The organism is Ureibacillus xyleni (genome assembly GCF_900217795.1).
GTDB classification, from domain to species: domain Bacteria; phylum Bacillota; class Bacilli; order Bacillales_A; family Planococcaceae; genus Ureibacillus; species Ureibacillus xyleni.
Genome location: NZ_OBMQ01000002.1, coordinates 163,531 through 184,502 on the forward strand (window position 1 = coordinate 163,531; position 20,972 = coordinate 184,502).

19 protein-coding genes and 1 pseudogene are annotated in these 20,972 nt (G+C 34.2%); 14 read left to right on the plus strand and 6 right to left on the minus strand.

The window, feature by feature from the left end:
- Position 1 precedes the first annotated feature (1 nt).
- The 4 genes from CRO00_RS04640 to CRO00_RS04655 all read left to right on the plus strand — a co-directional run bounded on the left by CRO00_RS04640 (position 2) and on the right by CRO00_RS04655 (position 3,891).
- Complete coding sequence (locus CRO00_RS04640) at positions 2 to 721, plus strand: FadR/GntR family transcriptional regulator (protein WP_097072505.1); 720 nt, start codon at positions 2 to 4, stop codon at positions 719 to 721.
- A gap of 308 nt (positions 722 to 1,029) precedes the next feature.
- Positions 1,030 to 1,746 carry a (Fe-S)-binding protein gene (locus tag CRO00_RS04645; protein ID WP_097072506.1) on the plus strand — a complete coding sequence of 239 codons (717 nt, stop codon included), beginning with the start codon at positions 1,030 to 1,032 and terminating at the stop codon, positions 1,744 to 1,746.
- 13 nt (positions 1,747 to 1,759) lie between these two features.
- Entirely contained in the window at positions 1,760 to 3,187 is a 1,428-nt protein-coding gene (locus CRO00_RS04650; protein WP_097072507.1) for a LutB/LldF family L-lactate oxidation iron-sulfur protein, read from the plus strand.
- The gene (locus CRO00_RS04655; protein ID WP_097072508.1) at positions 3,184 to 3,891 is read left to right on the plus strand and encodes a LutC/YkgG family protein; all 708 of its coding nucleotides are present in this window, start codon (positions 3,184 to 3,186) and stop codon (positions 3,889 to 3,891) included. Before CRO00_RS04650 ends, CRO00_RS04655 begins: the two co-directional genes overlap by 4 nt.
- 206 nt (positions 3,892 to 4,097) lie before the next feature.
- On the opposite strand, the gene CRO00_RS20520 is transcribed toward CRO00_RS04655, so the two are convergent.
- Positions 4,098 to 4,220 (minus strand): hypothetical protein, encoded by a 123-nt coding sequence (locus CRO00_RS20520; protein ID WP_272914307.1) that lies wholly within the window; start codon positions 4,218 to 4,220, stop codon positions 4,098 to 4,100.
- Positions 4,221 to 4,553: 333 nt separating this feature from the next.
- Here CRO00_RS20520 and CRO00_RS04660 point away from each other — a divergent pair, with 333 nt between their 5' ends.
- The gene (locus CRO00_RS04660) at positions 4,554 to 5,207 is read left to right on the plus strand and encodes a serine hydrolase domain-containing protein (protein ID WP_097072509.1); all 654 of its coding nucleotides are present in this window, start codon (positions 4,554 to 4,556) and stop codon (positions 5,205 to 5,207) included.
- On the opposite strand, the pseudogene CRO00_RS04665 reads toward CRO00_RS04660, so the two are convergent.
- A pseudogene (locus CRO00_RS04665) lies at positions 5,163 to 5,720 on the minus strand (ABC transporter substrate-binding protein); the annotation flags it as partial. The gene CRO00_RS04660 and the pseudogene CRO00_RS04665 sit on opposite strands and share 45 nt — an antisense overlap.
- A gap of 510 nt (positions 5,721 to 6,230) precedes the next feature.
- Between CRO00_RS04665 and CRO00_RS04670 the strand changes: the two are divergent.
- The 3 genes from CRO00_RS04670 to CRO00_RS04680 all read left to right on the plus strand — a co-directional run bounded on the left by CRO00_RS04670 (position 6,231) and on the right by CRO00_RS04680 (position 9,453).
- Positions 6,231 to 7,085 (plus strand): malate synthase, encoded by an 855-nt coding sequence (locus CRO00_RS04670; RefSeq protein WP_097072511.1) that lies wholly within the window; start codon positions 6,231 to 6,233, stop codon positions 7,083 to 7,085.
- 139 nt (positions 7,086 to 7,224) lie between these two features.
- Positions 7,225 to 8,028, plus strand: coding sequence for a bifunctional DNA-formamidopyrimidine glycosylase/DNA-(apurinic or apyrimidinic site) lyase (mutM, locus tag CRO00_RS04675; RefSeq protein ID WP_097072512.1), 804 nt, complete (start codon positions 7,225 to 7,227; stop codon positions 8,026 to 8,028).
- Between the two features lie 429 nt (positions 8,029 to 8,457).
- Complete coding sequence (locus CRO00_RS04680) at positions 8,458 to 9,453, plus strand: tRNA dihydrouridine synthase (protein WP_097072513.1); 996 nt, start codon at positions 8,458 to 8,460, stop codon at positions 9,451 to 9,453.
- Between the two features lie 411 nt (positions 9,454 to 9,864).
- Here CRO00_RS04680 and CRO00_RS04690 read toward each other — a convergent pair whose 3' ends face one another.
- Positions 9,865 to 11,256, minus strand: a complete 1,392-nt coding sequence (locus CRO00_RS04690; protein WP_097072515.1) for an MDR family MFS transporter — start codon at positions 11,254 to 11,256, stop codon at positions 9,865 to 9,867.
- Positions 11,257 to 11,698: 442 nt separating this feature from the next.
- Between CRO00_RS04690 and CRO00_RS04695 the strand changes: the two genes are divergently transcribed.
- Entirely contained in the window at positions 11,699 to 11,965 is a 267-nt protein-coding gene (locus CRO00_RS04695; RefSeq protein ID WP_097072516.1) for a hypothetical protein, read from the plus strand.
- Positions 11,966 to 12,327: 362 nt separating this feature from the next.
- Here the strand turns inward: CRO00_RS04695 and CRO00_RS04700 are convergent, their stop codons facing one another.
- Entirely contained in the window at positions 12,328 to 14,088 is a 1,761-nt protein-coding gene (locus CRO00_RS04700) for a methyl-accepting chemotaxis protein (protein ID WP_097072517.1), read from the minus strand.
- 537 nt (positions 14,089 to 14,625) lie between these two features.
- Between CRO00_RS04700 and CRO00_RS04705 the strand changes: the two genes are divergently transcribed.
- The 4 genes from CRO00_RS04705 to CRO00_RS04715 all read left to right on the plus strand — a co-directional run bounded on the left by CRO00_RS04705 (position 14,626) and on the right by CRO00_RS04715 (position 16,854).
- Complete coding sequence (locus CRO00_RS04705) at positions 14,626 to 15,141, plus strand: hypothetical protein (RefSeq protein WP_097072518.1); 516 nt, start codon at positions 14,626 to 14,628, stop codon at positions 15,139 to 15,141.
- A gap of 155 nt (positions 15,142 to 15,296) precedes the next feature.
- Positions 15,297 to 15,806, plus strand: a complete 510-nt coding sequence (locus CRO00_RS04710; protein WP_097072519.1) for a MarR family winged helix-turn-helix transcriptional regulator — start codon at positions 15,297 to 15,299, stop codon at positions 15,804 to 15,806.
- 14 nt (positions 15,807 to 15,820) lie between these two features.
- The gene (locus CRO00_RS19945) at positions 15,821 to 16,228 is read left to right on the plus strand and encodes an MMPL family transporter (RefSeq protein WP_101918856.1); all 408 of its coding nucleotides are present in this window, start codon (positions 15,821 to 15,823) and stop codon (positions 16,226 to 16,228) included.
- A gap of 8 nt (positions 16,229 to 16,236) precedes the next feature.
- Entirely contained in the window at positions 16,237 to 16,854 is a 618-nt protein-coding gene (locus tag CRO00_RS04715) for an MMPL family transporter (RefSeq protein WP_101918857.1), read from the plus strand.
- Between the two features lie 70 nt (positions 16,855 to 16,924).
- Here the strand turns inward: CRO00_RS04715 and CRO00_RS04720 are convergent, their stop codons facing one another.
- On the minus strand, positions 16,925 to 17,971 hold the full coding sequence (locus CRO00_RS04720) for an ABC transporter permease (RefSeq protein WP_097072520.1): 1,047 nt from the start codon (positions 17,969 to 17,971) through the stop codon (positions 16,925 to 16,927).
- Positions 17,949 to 18,692: an ABC transporter ATP-binding protein gene (locus CRO00_RS04725; RefSeq protein ID WP_097072521.1), complete on the minus strand. Its 744-nt coding sequence runs from the start codon at positions 18,690 to 18,692 to the stop codon at positions 17,949 to 17,951. Before CRO00_RS04725 ends, CRO00_RS04720 begins: the two co-directional genes overlap by 23 nt.
- A gap of 314 nt (positions 18,693 to 19,006) precedes the next feature.
- Between CRO00_RS04725 and ltaS the strand changes: the two genes are divergently transcribed.
- Positions 19,007 to 20,959, plus strand: coding sequence for a lipoteichoic acid synthase (gene ltaS, locus CRO00_RS04730; RefSeq protein ID WP_097072522.1), 1,953 nt, complete (start codon positions 19,007 to 19,009; stop codon positions 20,957 to 20,959).
- Positions 20,960 to 20,972 lie beyond the last annotated feature (13 nt).

The window sequence follows — 20,972 nt, forward strand, 5'->3', positions numbered from 1 at the left end:
TTTGAAATTCACAAAAGTAAAAACGAAAAAAAAATATGAAGAAGTTTGTGAAATACTTCATGAAAAAATCCGGGCAGGTGAGTTGAAACCCGGTGATCGTTTAGATTCAGTTGACTACCTAGCAGAACAATTGCAAGTAAGTAGATCCGCTGTGCGTGAAGCATTATCCGCATTAAAAGCGATGGGTCTCATTGAAATTAAGCAAGGCTCGGGTACCTTCGTGAAGGAATTCCCTCAACAAAAATTAGATTTTCCTCTTTCAACTTCGATTCTTGCACATAAAGAGAATGTCCCTCATTTATTAGAACTTCGAAAAATTATTGAGGTTGGCACGGTTGTCAGCGCCGCAAGAAATCGTACAGAAGAAGATATTAAACATTTAAAAGCAATACTTGAAAGAATGAAAACTGTCCAAGGCGACGGTGAGCTTGGTGAAAAGGTAGATTTTGAATTTCATATGGCGATTGCAGATGCTTCTCATAATCCGTTAATCCCAAACTTACTCGATCAAGTGTCTGGTCTTACCATTGATTTAATGCGAGAAACACGTAGAATATGGTTATTTTCAAAGCAAACTACGAGCGAACAGCTTTATGATGAACATATGCAAATTTTTTTAGCTATTAAACAGCAAAACCCTGAGCTTGCTGAACTCGCAATGTCCTCCCATTTAAGTAATGTGGAAAAAATTCTTATGCAATATTTTGATGTTACAAAGTAGAGTGAAGAGTCTGTTTGAAATAGAAAACGCCATTTGTACGCTGATACAAAGTGGCGTTTTTGTTATGCGTTGGGCAATGTTTTCTCAAGAAAATCCCCCCTATATTATTTCTACTAGTTTCTGATTGTTCATATATATTAATAGTGCATTTAGTAAGTTAGTTACGAATTGTATGCTAATAAAGAAGGAACACTTTTTATGCTAAAGTTATTAAATTTTCGAAAAATATAGTGAAATTTTCAAAAACGTGTTACGATTAATTCATCAGATGACCTGTAGAATAACAAAGGAATGTTGAGGGGATTAAAATGAAAGTCACATTATTTGCTACATGCCTTGTTGATATGTTTCAAGGGAACGTTGGGAAAGCAACTGTAGAACTTCTAGAGAGACTCGGTTGTGAAGTTGATTTCCCAACAACTCAAGTATGCTGCGGTCAACCTTCTTATAACAGTGGCTATGTAGAACAATCAAAAGGTTCCATGAAAAATATGATTAAAACTTTTGAACAGGCGGAGTACGTTGTTACACCATCTGGCTCTTGTGCTTACATGTTTAAAGAGTATCCACATATTTTTAAAAATGATGCTGAGTGGGAACCTAAAGCACAACAATTAGCAAATAAAACATATGAGTTAACAGATTTTATTGTAAACGTTTTAAAAATAGAAAATGTCGGTGCTCGTCTAGACGGAAAAGCAACCTATCATACTTCTTGTCATATGACGCGTTTACTCGGTGTAAAAGACGCGCCAATTAAGCTATTAAAAAATGTTGAAGGTCTTGAATACGTTGAGCTCCCTGGTAAAGAACGTTGCTGTGGTTTCGGTGGTACATTCTCTGTCAAAATGGGGAATATTTCAGGCCAAATGGTAGATGAAAAAGTGTGTAATGTTGAAGAAACAGAAGCAGACATATTAATCGGGGCAGATGCTGGTTGCTTAATTAATATCGGGGGTCGCATCGGTCGCACTGGTAAACCGATTCGTGTCATGCATATTGCAGAAGTGTTAAATAGTCGCTAAGGGGGGATTTGTTATGGCAATGAAAACGAGTGATGAGCAATTTAAAAATCGTGTAGCGAATAACTTAAATGATACATTTATGCGTGGAGCGGTGTCAGCTGCGCAAGCTAGATTCCAAACGCGTCGCCAAGCACAAGTAGATGAATTAGGAAACTGGGAAGAATGGCGAGCACACGGTGAGGAAATTCGACAACATGTACTTGAAAATTTAGATGCATACCTTTACGAACTAAGTGAAAACGTCGTAAAGCGTGGAGGTCACGTATTTTTCGCGAAAACAGCGGAGGAAGCATCCGAATATATTAAAAACATTGCGTTACAAAAACAAGCGAAAAAGATCGTAAAAGCAAAATCAATGGTGACGGAGGAAATTCATTTAAATGCAGCCCTTGAAGAGGCAGGCTGTGAAGTAATTGAAACGGATCTTGGTGAGTACATTTTACAATTAAATGACCATGAGCCACCTTCGCACATCATCGTGCCGCCATTACATAAAAATCGCAATCAAATTCGCGAAATTTTTGCAAATAAAATTGGCTACGAAAAAACTGAACAACCTGAGGAAATGGCACTTTACGTCCGCGAAAAGCTACGTCAAGAATATTTAACGGCAGATATCGGTATTACCGGCTGTAATTTTGCGATAGCTGAAAGTGGGACAGTGACACTTGTAACGAATGAAGGAAATGCAGATCTGGTTACAGCATTACCAAAAACGCAAATTACTGTAATGGGGATGGAGCGCATCGTTCCTACATTTGAAGAAATGGAAGTGTTAGTTAGTTTATTAACAAGGAGTGCTGTCGGTCAGAAATTGACAAGCTATATTACGATGTTAACAGGTGTTAAAGGTGAAGGCGAAACAGACGGTCCAGAAGAATATCATTTAGTTATTGTCGATAATGGTCGCTCAAAAATTTTAGGTACAGAGTTCCAATCGGTTTTACAATGTATTCGCTGTGCAGCCTGTGTAAATGCTTGCCCTGTTTATCGACACGTCGGTGGACATAGTTATGGCTCAATTTATTCAGGTCCGATTGGTGCCGTATTAACACCGCTTCTTGGTGGTTATGATGATTTCAAAGAACTACCATATGCTTCTACTCTTTGTGGTGCTTGTACAGAAGTATGTCCGGTAAAGATTCCGTTACACGAACTGTTGCATAATCATCGACAAAAAATTGTAGAACAAGAAGGAAAGGCACCTATTTCAGAACGTTTACTAATGAAAGCATTTGGTTTTGGTGCATCAACTTCACCACTCTTTAATATGGCAACAAAGGTCGCTTCACCAATTATGTCTCCATTTGTAAAAGACGACAAAATTACGAGTGGACCTGGCCCATTAAAAGCATGGACGGAAGAGCGTGACTTCCCAGCGCCAAATAAAGAAAGCTTCCGTAACTGGCTAAAACAACGTCAGAAAGGGGAACAATCATGACAATTCAAACTCGAGATCAATTTTTAAATACTATTGCAAATAGCCTTGGTCGACCCGTCCGGACAAAAGTGGAGCGTCCAGCCTGGAAATACTTGCCGCAACATGAAGTATTAAAAAATGCTTCTCAAGATGAGCTTATAGAAGTATTAAAACAGCAATGTAAAAACATTCATACCGAATGTTTACAAACGACAACAGCTAACTTAGCAAATACATTGCATCAGGTCGTTACAGATTTTGGTGGAAAGTCTGTTGTAGCTTGGAAAGATGAGCGCTTTGACAAATTCGGTATATCACAATTAATGGAGTTTTGGCCTGAAAGCGGTATTGAATTTTACGAATGGGACACTGACAACCCAGAAGAAAATATTCGCCAAGCCGAAAAAGCGAATATTGGCATTACAATTAGTGAGATAACATTAGCTGAATCTGCTTCAGCTGTACTATATAGTCACCCGAACCGTGGACGTACGATGAACTTCTTACCAGAAAAATCGATTGTACTTATTCCAAAAAGTTCAATCGTTCCTCGTATGACCCAAGCAGCACGTCAAATCCATAATCAAATCAAACAGGGAGAACAAGTGCCTTCTTGTATACTATTTATGTCTGGTCCAAGTAACTCTGCCGATATTGAAATGGTGCTGATTGTTGGTGTACACGGTCCAATTAAAGCAACTTATATTGTTATTGAAGATCAATAAAATCGATGTATTAAATGCCTAATGTCCCGTAGGAATTGTATAAAAAATCAAACTGGTTTCGACTAGTTTGATTTTTTTTTAGGAAAGCTCTGTTAAAGCATATTGTTGTTTAAGATAAAAAATCAGAACTCCTATAAATTGGAAGTTCTGATTTTTAATAATGTCTTATTCAACTAAAGCACCAATTAACTTAACAAACAACATGTTTACTTTTTATTTTCTAAATCGTTAATTCTCGATTCTAGTTCTTTTACTTTTTTAGCATTATTGAGTGCCGTAGTATAAGCAATGATCCCGAAAATGAATCCAATAATCCCGAAAGTCCCCATATAATTTCCACTCCTTAACTTGGATATAGAAATACCCTAAGTTATTTGTTTAGAAATTTCATCTTTTTTAATAAGTTTCTAACTTGTAGTATTTGTTTCATTATAACTTAACATTCCTGCTTCGTTAGTTGAAGAAACATCAGGGTATATACAGCGAATTTGTTAACCTAAGTGTATCATAAGTTTCAAATTTTATATTAATTTCCCACGAATAATAAGGTCTTTCAGCGCGATTTCAACAATTCTAACAAAAGGGATTTGTTCATTTTTTATTGAATTTATAATAGAAGCAAGTAATGGTAAGCGGTATAGAAAAAGAGGAGATTCATAACGATGAGCAATGGGATTCATGAACAAGAATTAAATAAGATTTTATCAAAAGAAAAGATTTTAGCATGCACGATTTTGGTGAATGGAACTCGTGTTTTTGAATACTATAAAAATAAAAAAATAGAAGATAAACAACATAAAATCTATTCCTGCACAAAAACAATCCTTTCACTATTAGTTGGCATTGCATTTGACAAAGGATATTTACATAATCTTCATCAACCAATTCAAGAATATTTCCCAAGAGTATTACATGCACAAAACGATAAAAGAAAAAACGCAATTACACTATATCACCTATTAACAATGTCACCAGGCTTACATTTTCCGGAATGGGAAGAGTGGGAAGGTTTTGCTCCTATGGTTCAAGGCGGGGATATCATAAAATTTACTTTAGATAGAGAACTCATTTTACCTCCTGGAGAAAAAATGAACTATAATTCTGGATGCTCCCATTTGATTACTGCAATATTGCAGCAAGCTACAGGAGAAACAGCATTACAATTTGCGCAAAAACACTTATTTCAGCCTTTAAATATTAGCAATGTGGAATGGTATAAGGATAATAAAGGAATCTATAAAGGTGCAGATGGTTTAAGGCTAACGATAGCGGATCTTTTTACCTTCTTCTTCCATACCCATACCTTTAGCATTTAATAATACTTGGTCGCGCCAAGGAGTAACCCAAGGAGTTTCTTCGTAAGGTACTACGGGTGCAATTTGGCTTAATGTATCGTACTCTTCTTGAGTAATACCTGAATAAGCAGCAAGAATTACATCTGGAGTACTATCAGCAATTGCCTCAAAATCTAGACCATCAGTATCTTGGTAAACGTTTGGATTTTCTTCACCTAGCTCTTTTAATTTATCAGCAGTCCATGGTAACAAACCTGAGTCATCTTGGATACCGTAGTTTGCAGCAGAGAAACCTACTGGAACAACACCAAGTGCTAATACAACATCATGGTTTGCCCAAGCAATTGTTGCAACTCGTTCAGGCTTTTCATCAATTGTTGTTTCACCAAATGCATGTTTAATGACGATTGGATACTCACTATCGGTTTCTTTTTCAGTTGTTGTTGATCCTTCATTAGTTGAGCTGTCATTTGAACAAGCTGCAAGAATCAGAATAAAAATTGAAGTAATGATTAATAATAATGATTTCTTCATTATAAATAGCCTCACTTTGTTAGTTTGTTTTTTATTTTCCATTAAATGATAAAGGTTTTCATTTATCATTATACGGATTTATAATACTCTCAATTTTTTTATATGCAATATTTTTTTGAGAATTATTTTCAATTACGATTAGTTTATAAAGTTTGTCTCGTTTGATGATTGGAAATGAGTGATTTAAGAAGAATATAGTTGGGGAGTTCATTCTATAAATAGGTAAAAGCCCTAATTGTAAAGTGTTTATAAAAATATAAATTATAAATTTTACATTAAATTGAAATGCATTGTCAACAAGAAATTTGTATTAAAGTTTAAGAAATGTTATACTAGTCTTACAATTGTTTACTTTGATCGTATTCCGAATTCCGCTGTATTTTATTGCAATAGAATGAGGAATACGATTTTTTTATCGCAAGTAAATCTAAACAGTTGTAAATGTATTTTTTTTTAAGCTTGTTTATTGCAATTACAGAAAACAGTTATTTCCTACAAGGAGGATATATAATGAATCTAATCAATAAAAAAGTTACACATAAACATTTTGGGTTGGGTTGTATCGTTAAACATAATGATTCAAGTATTGAAATAAATTTTGCATCAGAAAATAAAAAGTTTGTTTTCCCTGATGTATTTGAAAAGCACTTAAAATTGCATGATCAAAATGTTGCTGCTTCACTTGATATGATAATACAAAAAAAGGAAATAGAACGAATGGAGGATGAAAGGAAGAAGGAAGAAGAAAAAGAAATACACCGAAAAAATCAGGAACTTCGCTTAGAACATGAAAAACTTATGAAAAGTCATAAACTTCATCCTGAATCACAAATGGTCTTTTGGTGTGATAATGAAGAACAATATAGTTCCCTTTCAGATTGGCGGGTTTTCTCAGGCGAGATAAAAAGTGGTCCAAACAAGGGAAAACCAAATAAACCAATCCGCTTGTACCGAAATAGTGCGGTCTTGTTAACATCAGTGGATTCCAGTTTGCCAGAGAAGGACAGACATATTTTAGGTGTTTATATGGTGGATGAAAATTTCATCGGAAAGCTTTGTGAAGATGGATACATTCCTGCACATTCAAAATACAAACTTGAACTTACAGAACAAGAATCGAATCAAATGCTGTTTTGGAAGTATTACTCAAATGAAAAATCCCCAGAAAAAATAACATGGAAATCAGGTAAATATCGTTATTTTGATAATTTATGGATGGCTCAAATTTTGCTTGATATAGTTTCGTTAAAAAATGACACAGAGGAACAAGAGTTAGCACAACAATTTTTTAACTATTACTGTAAAATGAATAACATATCAAAGCAAGAGATACCAAAACCTAATGGCACTTTAATTCGCAATTAGATTATAAATAACATGTGTATTTTAAAGCATCCAATTAAGGATGTTTTTTTTGCTTTTAATTCGGGAATGCCAACGATTTATAATAACCACTCTGTAGGAAATACTGTATAAAAAAGCCCGCAAAATGGAGGACAGAATGATGCCTGAATTGCCAGAAATGGAAACTTATAAAACTTTATTGGGGACTTTGATTGGTGAGAAAAAAATATCAAATGTTGAGATAGGGCGGGAAAAGTCTATTAATGTATCAGTTGACAGATTTACGAACCAAGTTGTAAATCAAACAATTGAATCGATTTCTAGAAGAGCAAAGTATTTAATTTTTAAATTGCAGGATGGGTCATGTTTATTGTTACACCTAATGCTTGGTGGATGGATGTACTTTGGCAAAGAAGAAGATAAACCAAATAGGACAATTCAAGTTAAACTATCATTTGGGGAACAGCATTTATTTTTCATTGGATTACGCTTAGGCTACCTACATCTTTTATCAGCACAAGAAATCGAGAAAGAGTTCAAAAAACTTGGGCCTGAAGTGCTTGAACCTCCTTTTACAGTGGATGCCTTTCAACAGCTGATGCAAAAAAGAAAAGGAACCATTAAAACAACATTAATCAATCAAGAAGTTTTAGCGGGTATCGGGAATGCCTATTCTGATGAGGTACTTTGGCATGCAGAAATTCGCCCAGATAAAAAAATCAATGATCTTGATCATCAGCAACTAACCCGGTTATATCATTCGATTCAATTTATCCTTAATAAAGGAATTGAACAAGGCGGGTATATGGAAAACCCATTATATCAGGGAGATGGTAAAACAGGAGGCTACCAATTTTATGTTTATGATAGAGAAGGGGAAGAATGTTCAAGATGCAATACTTCTATAATAAAATCAGAAATCTCTTCAAGGAAAACTTACTTTTGCCCTAATTGCCAACAATAATAGGCCCTGAAATTTAGTATATTTGTAACCTTTCTTCTCCACTAGTTCAGCATTTATAGATGATATTGAGAAAATGAGTAAAACTCTATATCAATATGCTTTAGAAATCTTATAGGAATTTACATTATTAATTCCAGAAATCTTGAATAGAAATGACCATTTTATATTCTTTATTCAGCTAAGCAGACGGTTTAGAGTGCAGGTGCGCATCTCTAGAAGACCGTCTTTTTTATATTTTCTTTCAAAGTCGCTGTCTTATTTTATAGTGATATAATAGAAATGCAGTATGGAATAGAAGGTTCTATTCCAATTATTATTAAAAAGATTTCCAAGTATTGTGTGTTTGATAATTGGATATTAATCATGATATAAAATGTAAAAGAAGTATATTTAACTTATATTATTAGAAGATTTTTAAGTTGTACCTATATGAGAGGATATGAGTTTGAAATGATAGATAATTTTTGGCATGATTTACCACGGCCATTTTTTGTACTTGCACCAATGGAAGATGTGACCGATGTGGTTTTCCGTCACGTAGTAAGTAAAGCTGGTCGACCGGATGTATTTTTCACAGAGTTTACAAATTCGGATAGCTATTGTCATCCAGAGGGGAACAAAAGTGTGCGCGGCCGTTTAATTTTTACAGAAGATGAACAGCCCATGGTCGCACATATTTGGGGAGATAATCCAGAATATTTCCGCCAAATGAGTATTGGCATGGAAGAGCTTGGATTTAAAGGTATTGATATTAATATGGGTTGCCCTGTACCAAATGTAGCATCGAGAGGGAAAGGTAGTGGCCTTATTCTGCGTCCAGAAGTTGCAGCAGAACTGATTCAGGCAGCAAAAGCTGGAGGATTACCCGTAAGTGTGAAGACAAGGCTTGGGTACACAGAAATAGACGAGTGGCAAGAATGGCTTACACATATTTTAAAACAAGACATCGCGAACCTCTCTATTCATCTACGAACAAGAAAGGAAATGAGTCAAGTTGATGCGCACTGGGAACTCATTCCGGAGATTAAGAAACTTCGTGACGAAATAGCTCCAAATACCCTTTTGACAATCAATGGGGATATTCCGGACCGTCAAACTGGCCTGATGCTTGCCAAAAAGTATGGTGTTGATGGGATTATGATTGGGCGTGGGATATTTAAAAATCCATTTGCCTTCGAAAAGGAACCGAAAGAACATAGCACGAAGGAATATCTTGATCTTTTAAGATTGCAACTTGATCTTCAAGATAAATATTCAGAGGAATTACCACGTTCCATCACAGCGTTGCACCGTTTTTTCAAAATATATGTGAAAGGATTTCGTGGCGCGGGTGAATTAAGAAATCAATTAATGAGCACAAAGTCAACTGACGAAGTACGAGCATTGCTTGATAACTTTGAGAATAATACGGAAAGTCAAGAGTAGAATAGGTTAGATTGGCTCCGAATGAATGCGGTTTTAACCGGATGCGTCCGGAGCCAATTTTTTTGGTTTTGAAATAATTTGAATTCATAAGTTATATACTGGAAAAAGAGCTGAATTTGATGAGGGGAGTGGGAAATTGTCGATTAAAAATGCTCAATATGCTTTTTTAGAGAGTGATTATAATAATCCTAATCTTAATAAAACAGATAAAGTACTAGAAAAAAGCACACCTTTAATCAACACGATACCACCAAATGTATTATTAAAATGCAACTGGATTCTAATATGGCTTATATCAATTCCAGTAGATATATATTGTATTACAATTTTTGTTTTAGCTAATTATTTGTGATGAGAAGTATGAACTAAAAAATAAGTACCGAGAAATTTTCGGTACTTATTTTGCTTCAATCAAATCGCTTCTTCCTGTTCTTTTTTCTTAGGAACTAGGAATGTTACGATGAGGCTCGCTAACGCAATTCCAGCCATGATAATAAAGATGCCGTGAATACCAGCTTCTAGAGAAGTTGACGCTACTTGTGATACGCTTGTTGAACTTGTTGAAACGCCTATATGTTGATTTAGGTACGTTCCTAGTACAGCTACTCCTAATGCTTGTCCTAATGTGCGAACAAATGTATTAGAAGATGTAGCTACTCCCCGGAGATTCCAGCCAACAGCAGATTGAACAACAATTGTAAATGTGGTCATCGAAAACCCAAATCCTAATCCCATTACGAAAATAATGCATAGTAACATCCAAATTGGCGATGAAATGGTGATAAACGTTAAAGCGAACGAACCAATTGTCACAAGCAAAATGCCAATTAGCGAAATCGGTTTTGGGCCAAATTTGATTAGGAGGCGACTTCCAAATGTTGCTCCAAGTGGCCAACCAATTGACATAGGTAGTAAAACAAAACCAGAAAACATAGCCCCTTTATGAAGCACACTTTGAGTCCATAATGGGATATAGGTTGTGAGGCCGATTGTAATGACGCTTGCTAAAAAGGCAACAATGTTCGAAATCAAAATTTCTCGATATTGAAACAGTTTTATTGGGATGATTGGTTCTGGATGTTTAATCTGGATGAATACAAAAACTGCAAGAAATAGGATAGCGACGATTAATAGTACATAGGTGAACATTGAATTAAATTGTCCAGATAAAAGCAGATAAAGGATGGCAGTTGTCCCAATTGTGAACGTAATTGCACCACCATAATCAATTTTCCGCTTTTGTTTCTCGATGTTTTCCTCTAAATGTTTACCAATAATCCATATAGAAATTAATCCAAAAGGAAGATTAATAAAAAAGATCCAATGCCAACTAACATAATCGACTAGTGAACCACCAACTAGTGGACCAAAAAGACCAGCAATTCCCCAAATTGAACTGAATAGTCCCTGAATTTTTGCACGTTGTTCGAAAGTAAATATATCGCCAATTATAGTAAAGGTAATAGGGATGACGGCGCCAGCACCGATACCTTGTAACCCACGAAATAATATCAGTTGCCCCATATTTTGTGAAAGGCCGCATAATAAAGAGCCCACTAAAAAAATCGAAGTTCCCACGATAAAAACCTTTTTACGTCCAAAGAGATCAGCCAATTTGCCAAAAATAGGTGTTGTAACGGCGGAAGTAAGTAAATAGATAGCAAATACCCAACTAATCAAATCGAGTCCGCCTAGATTTTTTACAATAGCTGGTGTAGCAGTACTAATAATGGTTCCTTCAATTGCAGATAAAAATGTTGCTACAAGTAAAGCAGCAGTTATTTTACGTTGGTACGAGGTCATTTTTTACTCCTTCTTGTTTTTTCAATATTATCATGTTCAAAAGCCAATACATAATGACAATACTATTTAATTTAATAGTGTTTTTTTTTCTATGTAGTATTCCTCATTATAAAAGTTAAAAGGTAAATATTGTAGTCAATATTTTTTAAAACAAGTGAGATATTATACTAAAAGCGAACTTCACGGTAGGGCACTGAAAAAGTCGATTTTAATAAATTTTTATAATAAAAATACGCTCAGATCTTTTAGGAAGTGGGATTCACGAAGACTCCTACGGGAACAGCTTGAGCTGAAGACCCCGCAGGAGCTTGCGACGAGGAGGCTGAAGCCAAGCCCGTGGAAAGCGAAGTGAATCCCACCTTCTATTTAGAAGCAAATAATTACTATAAATTTTTATCGGTATTTAGTTTTTCAGTGGCTTCCTTCACAGGGAGGTTATTTTATGAGATTTTTTCCGACTTTAATATTAATGGTTATTTTAATGTCTGGCTGTGGTGCTGCCGCAAATAAATATAAAGAGGACTTAAATACAACCTTTGATAATATTGAGGACCTTGCAATTGAAAGCGAAACAATCGTTAAGTCATATATAGACAAATGGTACAACACGTTAAATGACCCATTTATGAATCAATATGGTTCATTAATTGTTGGGAGTGTGGTACGGTCTACAATAAGTACATTGAAGAGGGGAAATTTGAAGAATTAGATAAGAAACAAAAAGAGATAGAAGAACAATTAAGTAATTTAGAAAATCCGCCAGAAGAACATGCAAAGGCCTATGAAGCATTAAAAGAATTACAAGAAGTCCAAGCTCAAATTACGGACCTAGCCATGCATCCGGCTTTTGGGCATGGGAAAGTGAATGATTACAGACAATATGATGATCAATTCGCTAGGGCCATTGAAGATTACAAAGATGTTAGAGATCAGTTAGAAATCTTAATGTAAAATTAAAATGAAAAAGTATGCCAAACGTAATTCCTTTATGTCATCACTTTCTTAATTAACTTCTTATTAAAATAAAAGTTACCATCCAGAGGTGAGTTTTCCGGATGGTAAAATTCTTATTTATTCAATTTTAAATTTAGAAACTAAATCATTTAAATCCTCTGCAAGTTTTGATAATTGACCTGCGCTATTCGTGATTTCATCCATCGAACTAATGGATTGTTGTGATGCTGCTGCAGTTTGTTCTACACCAGCAGCATTTTCTTCGGATATTGCTGCCACTTCTATAATGGAGTTGCTCATTTCTTGGCTACTAGAGGCAATATTTGTTAAGTTTGCTGATATATTTTGAATACTATTTGCCATTTCCTTCAATGAATCACTTATATTATTAAATGTTTTATACGTCAGTTCGATTTTTGTTGTTCCTTGCTCCACTTCTTTATAACCATTTTGTAACGAATCACTTACGTTACTAAATTCATTTTGAATATTACATACGATACTAGTAATATCAGTTACAGATACTGCGACTTGTTCTGCTAGTTTTTTTACTTCATCTGCAACAACTGCAAAGCCTTTTCCATGTTCGCCGGCTCTTGCAGCTTCGATTGCAGCATTTAATGATAAAAGATTAGTTTGATCTGCAATGTCCTTAATAACAACTACTAATTTAGAAATTTCCTGTGTTTCAACATGCAAATCGTTCACTTTATTCACAGATTCGCGTACAATCTGATCAATCTTTTTCATTTGATCTGAGGACGATTCCATTAACTTACTACCTTCGTTTGTTAACGTTAATACTTCATTTGCAGACTTTTGAACTCGTTCCCCATAATTATGTGCGATTTGAACCTTTTCTGCAAAACTAGCCATAATATTTGAAATGTTACTTGTACTATTTGCTTGTCGATCAGCTCCCTTTGCTAACTCTTCCATCGTAATCGAAATTTGCTCGGAACCTTGTTTTACTTCAAACGTTGCTTGTGTTAGTTCATCGCTATGGCCCGAGATAATATGAGAATCTTTTAATATATTGCTTATCATATCTCGAATATTTATTTGCATTTTATTCATTGCTTCAGCTAATTTACCGACTTCATCTTTTACTTTGAATTGAAGTAATTCTTGACTTAAATCACCACTAGCTAAATGGTGCATACGGTCTGTAACAATCTTGATAGGATTAGAAATATTATTTGCAAATGTCCAGATAATAACTATACCTATTAATAAGGTTAAAGCTACAATAATAGCAATTGTGTTTAAGATTTGTTTTGCAGGAGCATTAAAATCTAAAAGATATGTACTTGCACTTATTGTCCAGCCCCACTTATCATAATTTTTTGCATAAACTACTTTCTTTTCACGTTTATTTTCATTTTCAGGAAGTGGCCAATCATAATAAACATATTCTCCCCCTGCATTTCCTGCTTTAATAATTTCTTGTACAAATTTATATCCATTGGAATCTTCAAACTCAAATGTATTTTCCCCTTCTAAACTTGGGTGGGCAACCAGAATTCCTTGTTGGTCATGAATCATGATGTAACCATTTTTCCCAAGATTAATGTTGGAATTGATAGGACGTTTCCCTTCTTGATCCATTTCACCAAGAACGGCGACTTTTACTTTTTCCTGGGCTTCTTCTAATGTAATATTATTTTTCTCAACTTCTTTATGTAGAGAATCTATCATTTCAATGGTCATATTGACACTATTTTGTAAGTTTACTCGACCAAGTTCGTCTAAACTACCTGAACTTTTTTGGTAGCTAATAACTCCTAAAATGGCCATCGGGATAATTAATAAGAGAATTGAAACTGTGATTAACTTTTTTCTAATAGAAAACGGTACCCCTCTTTTTTGTGTTGCCATAAAAATCCCTCCTAATGGTATAAAATTACTATAAATGTAATAATTTATTGTATTATTGGAATATACTGGATTATTTTTATAATATATTATTATAGAGTTAACTTATATTAAAATCAATACGTTTTCGAGCAAATATTTACGTTAAGGTGTAAAAAGTGAGGTATTTTTTGTGTTCGAAATATATTATCGTTAATGGTTTTTAATGGAAGATTATAGGACTTAATTAACACTGCATTTAAAAAACGAATAGTATACACGTAAACTGAAATTGGATTATTAGATACTAAGTACTATATGTAGCATATGAGTACAGTGAAGATAATGTTTTATTGTCTTCTAGGTAACAGTAGAATACGTGATATAATTGGACAAAAAAATGGGATGAATCTTCTACAATAAGTCTTTGAAAATAGATTGAGGGTAAGTCAGAATCCAGATAGTGGACGTAAGAAAAATGAGTTGTTTTCAGGGAATGGAAGTAATATTGATCGTTCATATAAAAGTAGAAAAAAACGATAGAGAAATGAGGGCAACAAATTGACGAGGCAACGAAGAAAAACACCAACTTGTCCAAAATGTAATAGAAATAATACTTACGATATAATCCCAGAAATACCTAATGAGCCCGAAATTCAAATTAATCCATATCAATGTATGGTTGAATATGTAGAAACCTATACAATAGGCAATGCCAAATACTATTGTATGGATTGTCACCATACTTGGAAGAAATATAGAGGAAGAAAACCATATAATATGGTAAGAAAAATTTATGCAAGCAGTGGTGGATTCCCGGGTCCATACTTTGATGTGACGATTGAGTTAGATAAGGAAGAAGTGATAGATTGGTTTCTAGAGGAATTATACAAATGTGACTTTCTAAACTGGGCTGAAGAATATATTCAACCATATGTTTTAGATGGAGGTCATTGGTCTGTTCGTATCGAATATGACACTTACTGTGAAATCAAAATGGGAAGTAATCACTATCCTGTAAAATGGGCAAAATTTTGCAAAGCAGTTTCTGCTATAAGTGGCAGTGAATTTTATTAATATAAATTTTTTTCAACAGCATCTCTAGATACGGAGGTGCTTTTTTTGCTAGTAAAAATGTCTCTGTAAATTGACAAAATAGACCACTGTGAATAATATATATATCGTGTGCGATGTATCGTGACCGATGTAATGGTGAAAGGGGATGTAAACTATTGAATAGAGCAGAATTTATTGGAAAATCTATTAATTTTATTCATCGCTTTACAATGAAAAGTCTACAGAAAACAGCGGAAGAGCATGGTGTAACTATTCCACAAATACGAGTAATAGGCGATGTATATGCTCATAAAACAGTAAGCATTAAACAACTTTGCCAAAACTTAAAGATGACACAAAGTACTGTTTCTGAAATTGTTGAAAGATTAATAGCGAAAGGGTTGTTAGTAAAGGCTCCTAATGAAAAGGATAAACGAATTGTTGATATTTCGTTATCTCCTCGTTTAGCTGAAGATCTTAATGAAAGTATTTCTGAGATGACGAATCAATCTTTAGTAGGTGTGTTAGATCTTTTATCGCCAAGTGAACAGGAGGATGTGGAGAAAGGGATGAAATTATTAGTTTCTGCGGTTAAAGAAAAAATGATTGCAGACGGTATGGATAACAATGATTACATTGATATTTTATACTTTTCTAACAAGGACAAACGCAAAAAATCAAACTAATTGGAGGATGCAAGGTGAAAAGCATCATAAAAGGACGTTGGGTCATTTTCTCAATTTGGCTTGTTGTGACTATATTGCTAACGGTTATTCAACCTGACATTAATGCAATATTACGCCAGCAAGGTCAACAAGGAACAAGTAGTAATAGTCCGTCTGTTATTGCAAGTGAGCTATTGAAGAAAATGGAAACGGCAAAAGGTAGCGACAATCTCATCGTTTTTTACGATGAAAAGAAAATATCAGACGATGAAATGGAGAAGATTGAAGATTCGGTAAAGGCAATTCGTAGCAGTAGCTCTGAACTCGGAGTTACAGATATGATTGACCCTTTTAGCATACCTGATGCAAAAAGCTCTTTAGTCTCTGAAGATGGCACAACCTTAATGGTGAGCTATAAACTTGATAACTTTCAACTGGGTTAAAGGGTACTATCCTTTCAGATGCAAAAAGTGGAACAGCAGGAACAACGGCTGCAACGAAAGACATGAACGATGTTTTATCGAGTGACTTAAATAGAACAACAATCATCGTTATTATTGGCGTATTACTTGTTTTATTCTTAGTAATTCGTTCATTCTGGACTCCGGTGTTTATTACAGCATCACTTGTTGGAGCTTACTTTACAGCGATGTTCATTATTAACTTTATTTTCTTAGATTTATTAGGGTATGCAGGCATTTCTTCCTTTGTACCGTTTTTCTCCTTCATTATTATTGTAGCGTTGGGAGTAGATTATAGTATTTTCTTAATGATGCGCTTTAAGGAATATCCAAACCTGTCTCCTCAAGAAGCGATTGTTTTAGCTTCGAAGCATACAGGGGGAGTTATCATTTCAGCCGTAATTATCCTTGGTGGTACTTTTGCAACGCTTATGCCAGCAGGAATTGTATTATTAATAGAGTTGGCTGTAGCGGTTATTACTGGTTTAATCGTGCTATGCTTTATTTTGTTGCCGATTTTTGTTCCAGCTCTAATCGCACTACCAGATACACTATCAAGTTTAGTTTCTAAGAAAAAGAAAGAAAATTTAGTATTAGAGAAAAAATAGGTAGATAAAGAAAGAGCTCTTGAAAATGCTAATTGCGTTTTTAAGGGCTCTTTTATTAATTAATTGGGAACTACAATTTTCGATATCTTTTTAGGGCGAATAAATTTAAGATGATAAACACTACGGCAAAAGCTAATAAAATATATAGGTCATTGCTTATTTCAGATAAGGTAGCCCCTTTATACATGACCCCTTTTAACGCATCGGCTGCATAATACAAGGGCATTAGTTTCGCTAAAACTTGTAACCAATCTGCCATTCCTTCAATCGAAAAGATACCAGAAAAAAAGATTTGAGGAACAATTACTAATGGAATAAACTGCACCATTTGAAATTCAGAGCTAGCAAAAGAAGATAACAATATTCCGAGTGACAATGCGACAATGGCTACAATGACATTAATTAAAATAACATTCCAAAAAGAGCCGACTAAAATGATATCTAATACATTGATTGAAAATAGAACAACAATGACCGTTTGTAGGAAAGCTAGTAACCCATAACCTATCAGATAAGCAGCAACAATCTCGCCTCTCCGAATAGGTGTTGCCATTAAACGCTCAAGAGTTCCCGTTGTTCGTTCATTTAGTAAACCAATACCAGAAATTAAGAACACAAAAAAGAACACAAAAAATCCTACGAGTATTGGGCTAAAAGTATCGAAAATTTTCGTATCGCTACTACCATAAATATAGTTTGTTTGTATATGATCGTTGCTTTGGTTTGTGCCCGTTAGCTTAAACTGAACTTCTTTACTAATGACTTGTTTGACTTTCATTTCTAAACTTTTAGCTACTGTTGGATCTTCATTTAGTAGTGTGAGCGTAGTTTCAGTACCGTCTATTTGTAAAAAGCCGTCTAAATTATATTTCGATATGGCGTGTTCGATATCTGAAATATCAACATATTCCTGTGCAACAATATCTACCTCTTTGAAAGATTCAATTAATTGTTGGCTACCATTTTCAATTCCTAATATAGGTTTTACTGTCTTCCCATTAAACACTAAGTTCATAAGGGTTAGTATTAAAAGTGGGGCGATAAATAGTAAAGCTAAAGTGCGTTTGTCTCTCACAATTTGTAATAAAATTCTTTTAATAAGCGCTAGAGTTCTCATTAATTAACCTCCCAGCTGCTAAAAATACCTCATCAAGATTATGCGCCTTATACTTTTCTTTCAATTGGTCAGGTGTACCTGTTGCAATAAGAGAGCCTTCGCGAACCATAGAAATATAATCACATTTATCGGCCTCATCCATAACGTGAGTAGTTACAATTATGGTTTTGCCCTCTTCGTTTTTAAGTCTTAACAGTTCGTTCCAAATACTTAATCTTAATTCAGGGTCGATACCAACTGTTGGTTCGTCTAAAATAAGTACTTTTGGATTCTGAATTAAAGCAATTGCAAGAGATAATCGACGTCTCATCCCACCAGAATACGCAGATACTTTTTTATTAAGGTCCGCCGTTAAATTGACTAATTTTGCAGCATATTCAATGCGACTTTTTCGCTCAAGTTTGTTTAAATGATAAAGTGAAGCAAAAAACATTAAATTCTCTTTTCCAGTAAGTTCTTTGTACAGTGCATCAGATTGAGCCATATAGCCAATTTGTTGCAACATATTTAAATTCGGCATTTTTTCACCTAACAAATAAATGGAACCTTGATCTGGAACATCCATCCCTACAATCATTTTAACGAGTGTTGTTTTTCCTGCTCCAGAAGGTCCAATAAAACCATAAATACGTCCTTCCATAATTTCGAAGTTAATATCTTTTAGGACAACTTTTTTTCCAAAGCTTTTACTGACATTTTGTATCGAAATGGTTTGATTCATAAAGTAAAACCCTCCTTGTTCAAAATAATGATGATATTTGTAGTGTAGTACATTCTAGTAGGTGAATGAGAGAAAAATTATAAATAAGAAAAATTGTATTGATGATTGAGCAATGGCTGGAAATGTCGGTCACAAATCAATCACATTTTAATGAAATGATATCTATTAGAAGGAACTATAACTAATTGTCTTTCGTTATATGAACTTGACAGAAGTGTAAAATAGGAATAATATATATAAGCTATAAAAAGTTATTGTAAAATAATAGTTTGCTAATATATTATAAATCTGATTATTAAAAGGTAGGTGTAAAAATGATTAGTTTAGTAAAAGCAAAAGATGACCTATTAAACAAATTTTTAGGGATATACTTTCTAGCTGTTCTGATGTTATGGATTAAAACATACCTAACTCAAACAATACAGTTCGAACTTGGTGCAGAAGGATTCATGCAACAATTTCTTCTATTTATTAATCCAATAGGTTCAGCGCTTATTTTTCTAGGATTTTCATTTTTATTTAAAGGAAAAAGAAGATATACTGCACTAGTTATTATTTACGCACTTATATCATTTCTCTTATATGCGAATGTTGTTTATTACCGATTCTTTAGCGATTTCATTACATTACCTACAATCTTCCAAACACAAAATTTTGGAGACTTAGGTGGTAGTGTTCTTTCATTATTAAAACCTTATGATATTTTGTTCTTTGTGGACGTATTTGTAATATTTTACTTGCGTTTTACAAAAAAAGTACAAAAGCAAGTAAGTGGAATAGGTTATAGAAAAGGAATTGTAATTACTGCATTTGCGTTAGCAGTATCAATTGTTAATTTGGGACTAGCTGAAGCAGATCGTCCTCAATTATTAACACGTGGTTTTGATCGAAACTATATTGTGAAATATTTAGGAATGTATAACTATACAATTTATGATGCAGCTGAAACAGTTAAGGCATCTTCACAAAGAGCTTTAGCTGATAGCGATGATATGACAGAAGTTATTAACTATGCAAAGTCAAACTATGCAGAACCAAATCCGGAATATTTCGGTGCTGCAAAAGGCATGAACGTTATTTATTTACATTTAGAATCAATGCAAAACTTTATTATCAACTATAAATTAAATGGTGAAGAAGTTACACCATTCTTAAATTCATTATCAAAAGATGAAAATACTTTGTACTTTGATAATTTCTTCCATCAAACAGCGCAAGGTAAAACATCGGACGCAGAATTTATGCTAGAAAATTCTTTATTTGGATTACCACAAGGATCTGCTTTTATTACAAAGGGACAAAATACGTACCAAGCAGCTCCTGGTATATTAAAGGACAATGGTTATACATCTGCAGTTTTCCATGGTAATGGAGGATCTTTCTGGAATCGAAACGTTATTTATAAATCATTTGGTTACGATAAATTCTTTGATGCCAACTTCTATGACACAAGCTCACCAGAAGACATGGCTGAATATGGTTTGTTAGATAAACCATTTTTCGAGCAATCAGCAGATCTTTTAAATACTTTACCGCAACCTTTCTACACGAAATTTATTACGGTGGGGAATCATTATCCTTATAAAATTAATCAAGAGCTAACAACAATTGAGAAAGCTAATACGGGTGATGCGAGTGTCGATAATTATTTCCAAACGGCACGTTATGCGGATGAAGCAATTGAACAGTTCTTTAATCAATTAAAAGTATCTGGTTTATACGATAATAGTATGATTGTTCTTTACGGTGACCATTATGGTATCTCAGATAATCATAATAAAGCGATGGAACAAATCATTGGTAAAGAAATTACACCTTATGAAAATGCTAATTTACAAAAGGTACCATTATTCATACACGTACCAGGAATGCAAGGTGGAAACAACCATACTTACGGAGGCCAAATCGACCTTCTTCCAACAGTGTTACATTTATTGGGAATTGATTCACAAAACTATGTTCAATTTGGTTCAGATTTATTATCAGAAGAACATAATGATATTGTTCCATTTAGAAATGGAGATTTTGTAGGTCCTACAATTTATTCAATTGATGAAAAGCTTTACGATAGCAAAACTGGTTTACCATTAGAAGATAGCCAAGTTGAGATGGCAAACGCTATCAAAAAAGAAGTGGATTATAAATTGCAATTGTCGGATAAAGTTGTAAACGGTGATTTATTAAGATTCTATACACCAACAGGATATACTCCAGTTGACCCTTCTCAATATAATTACAACAATGATACGAATGTAGTAACTGAATAAATTTAAAAGGCAG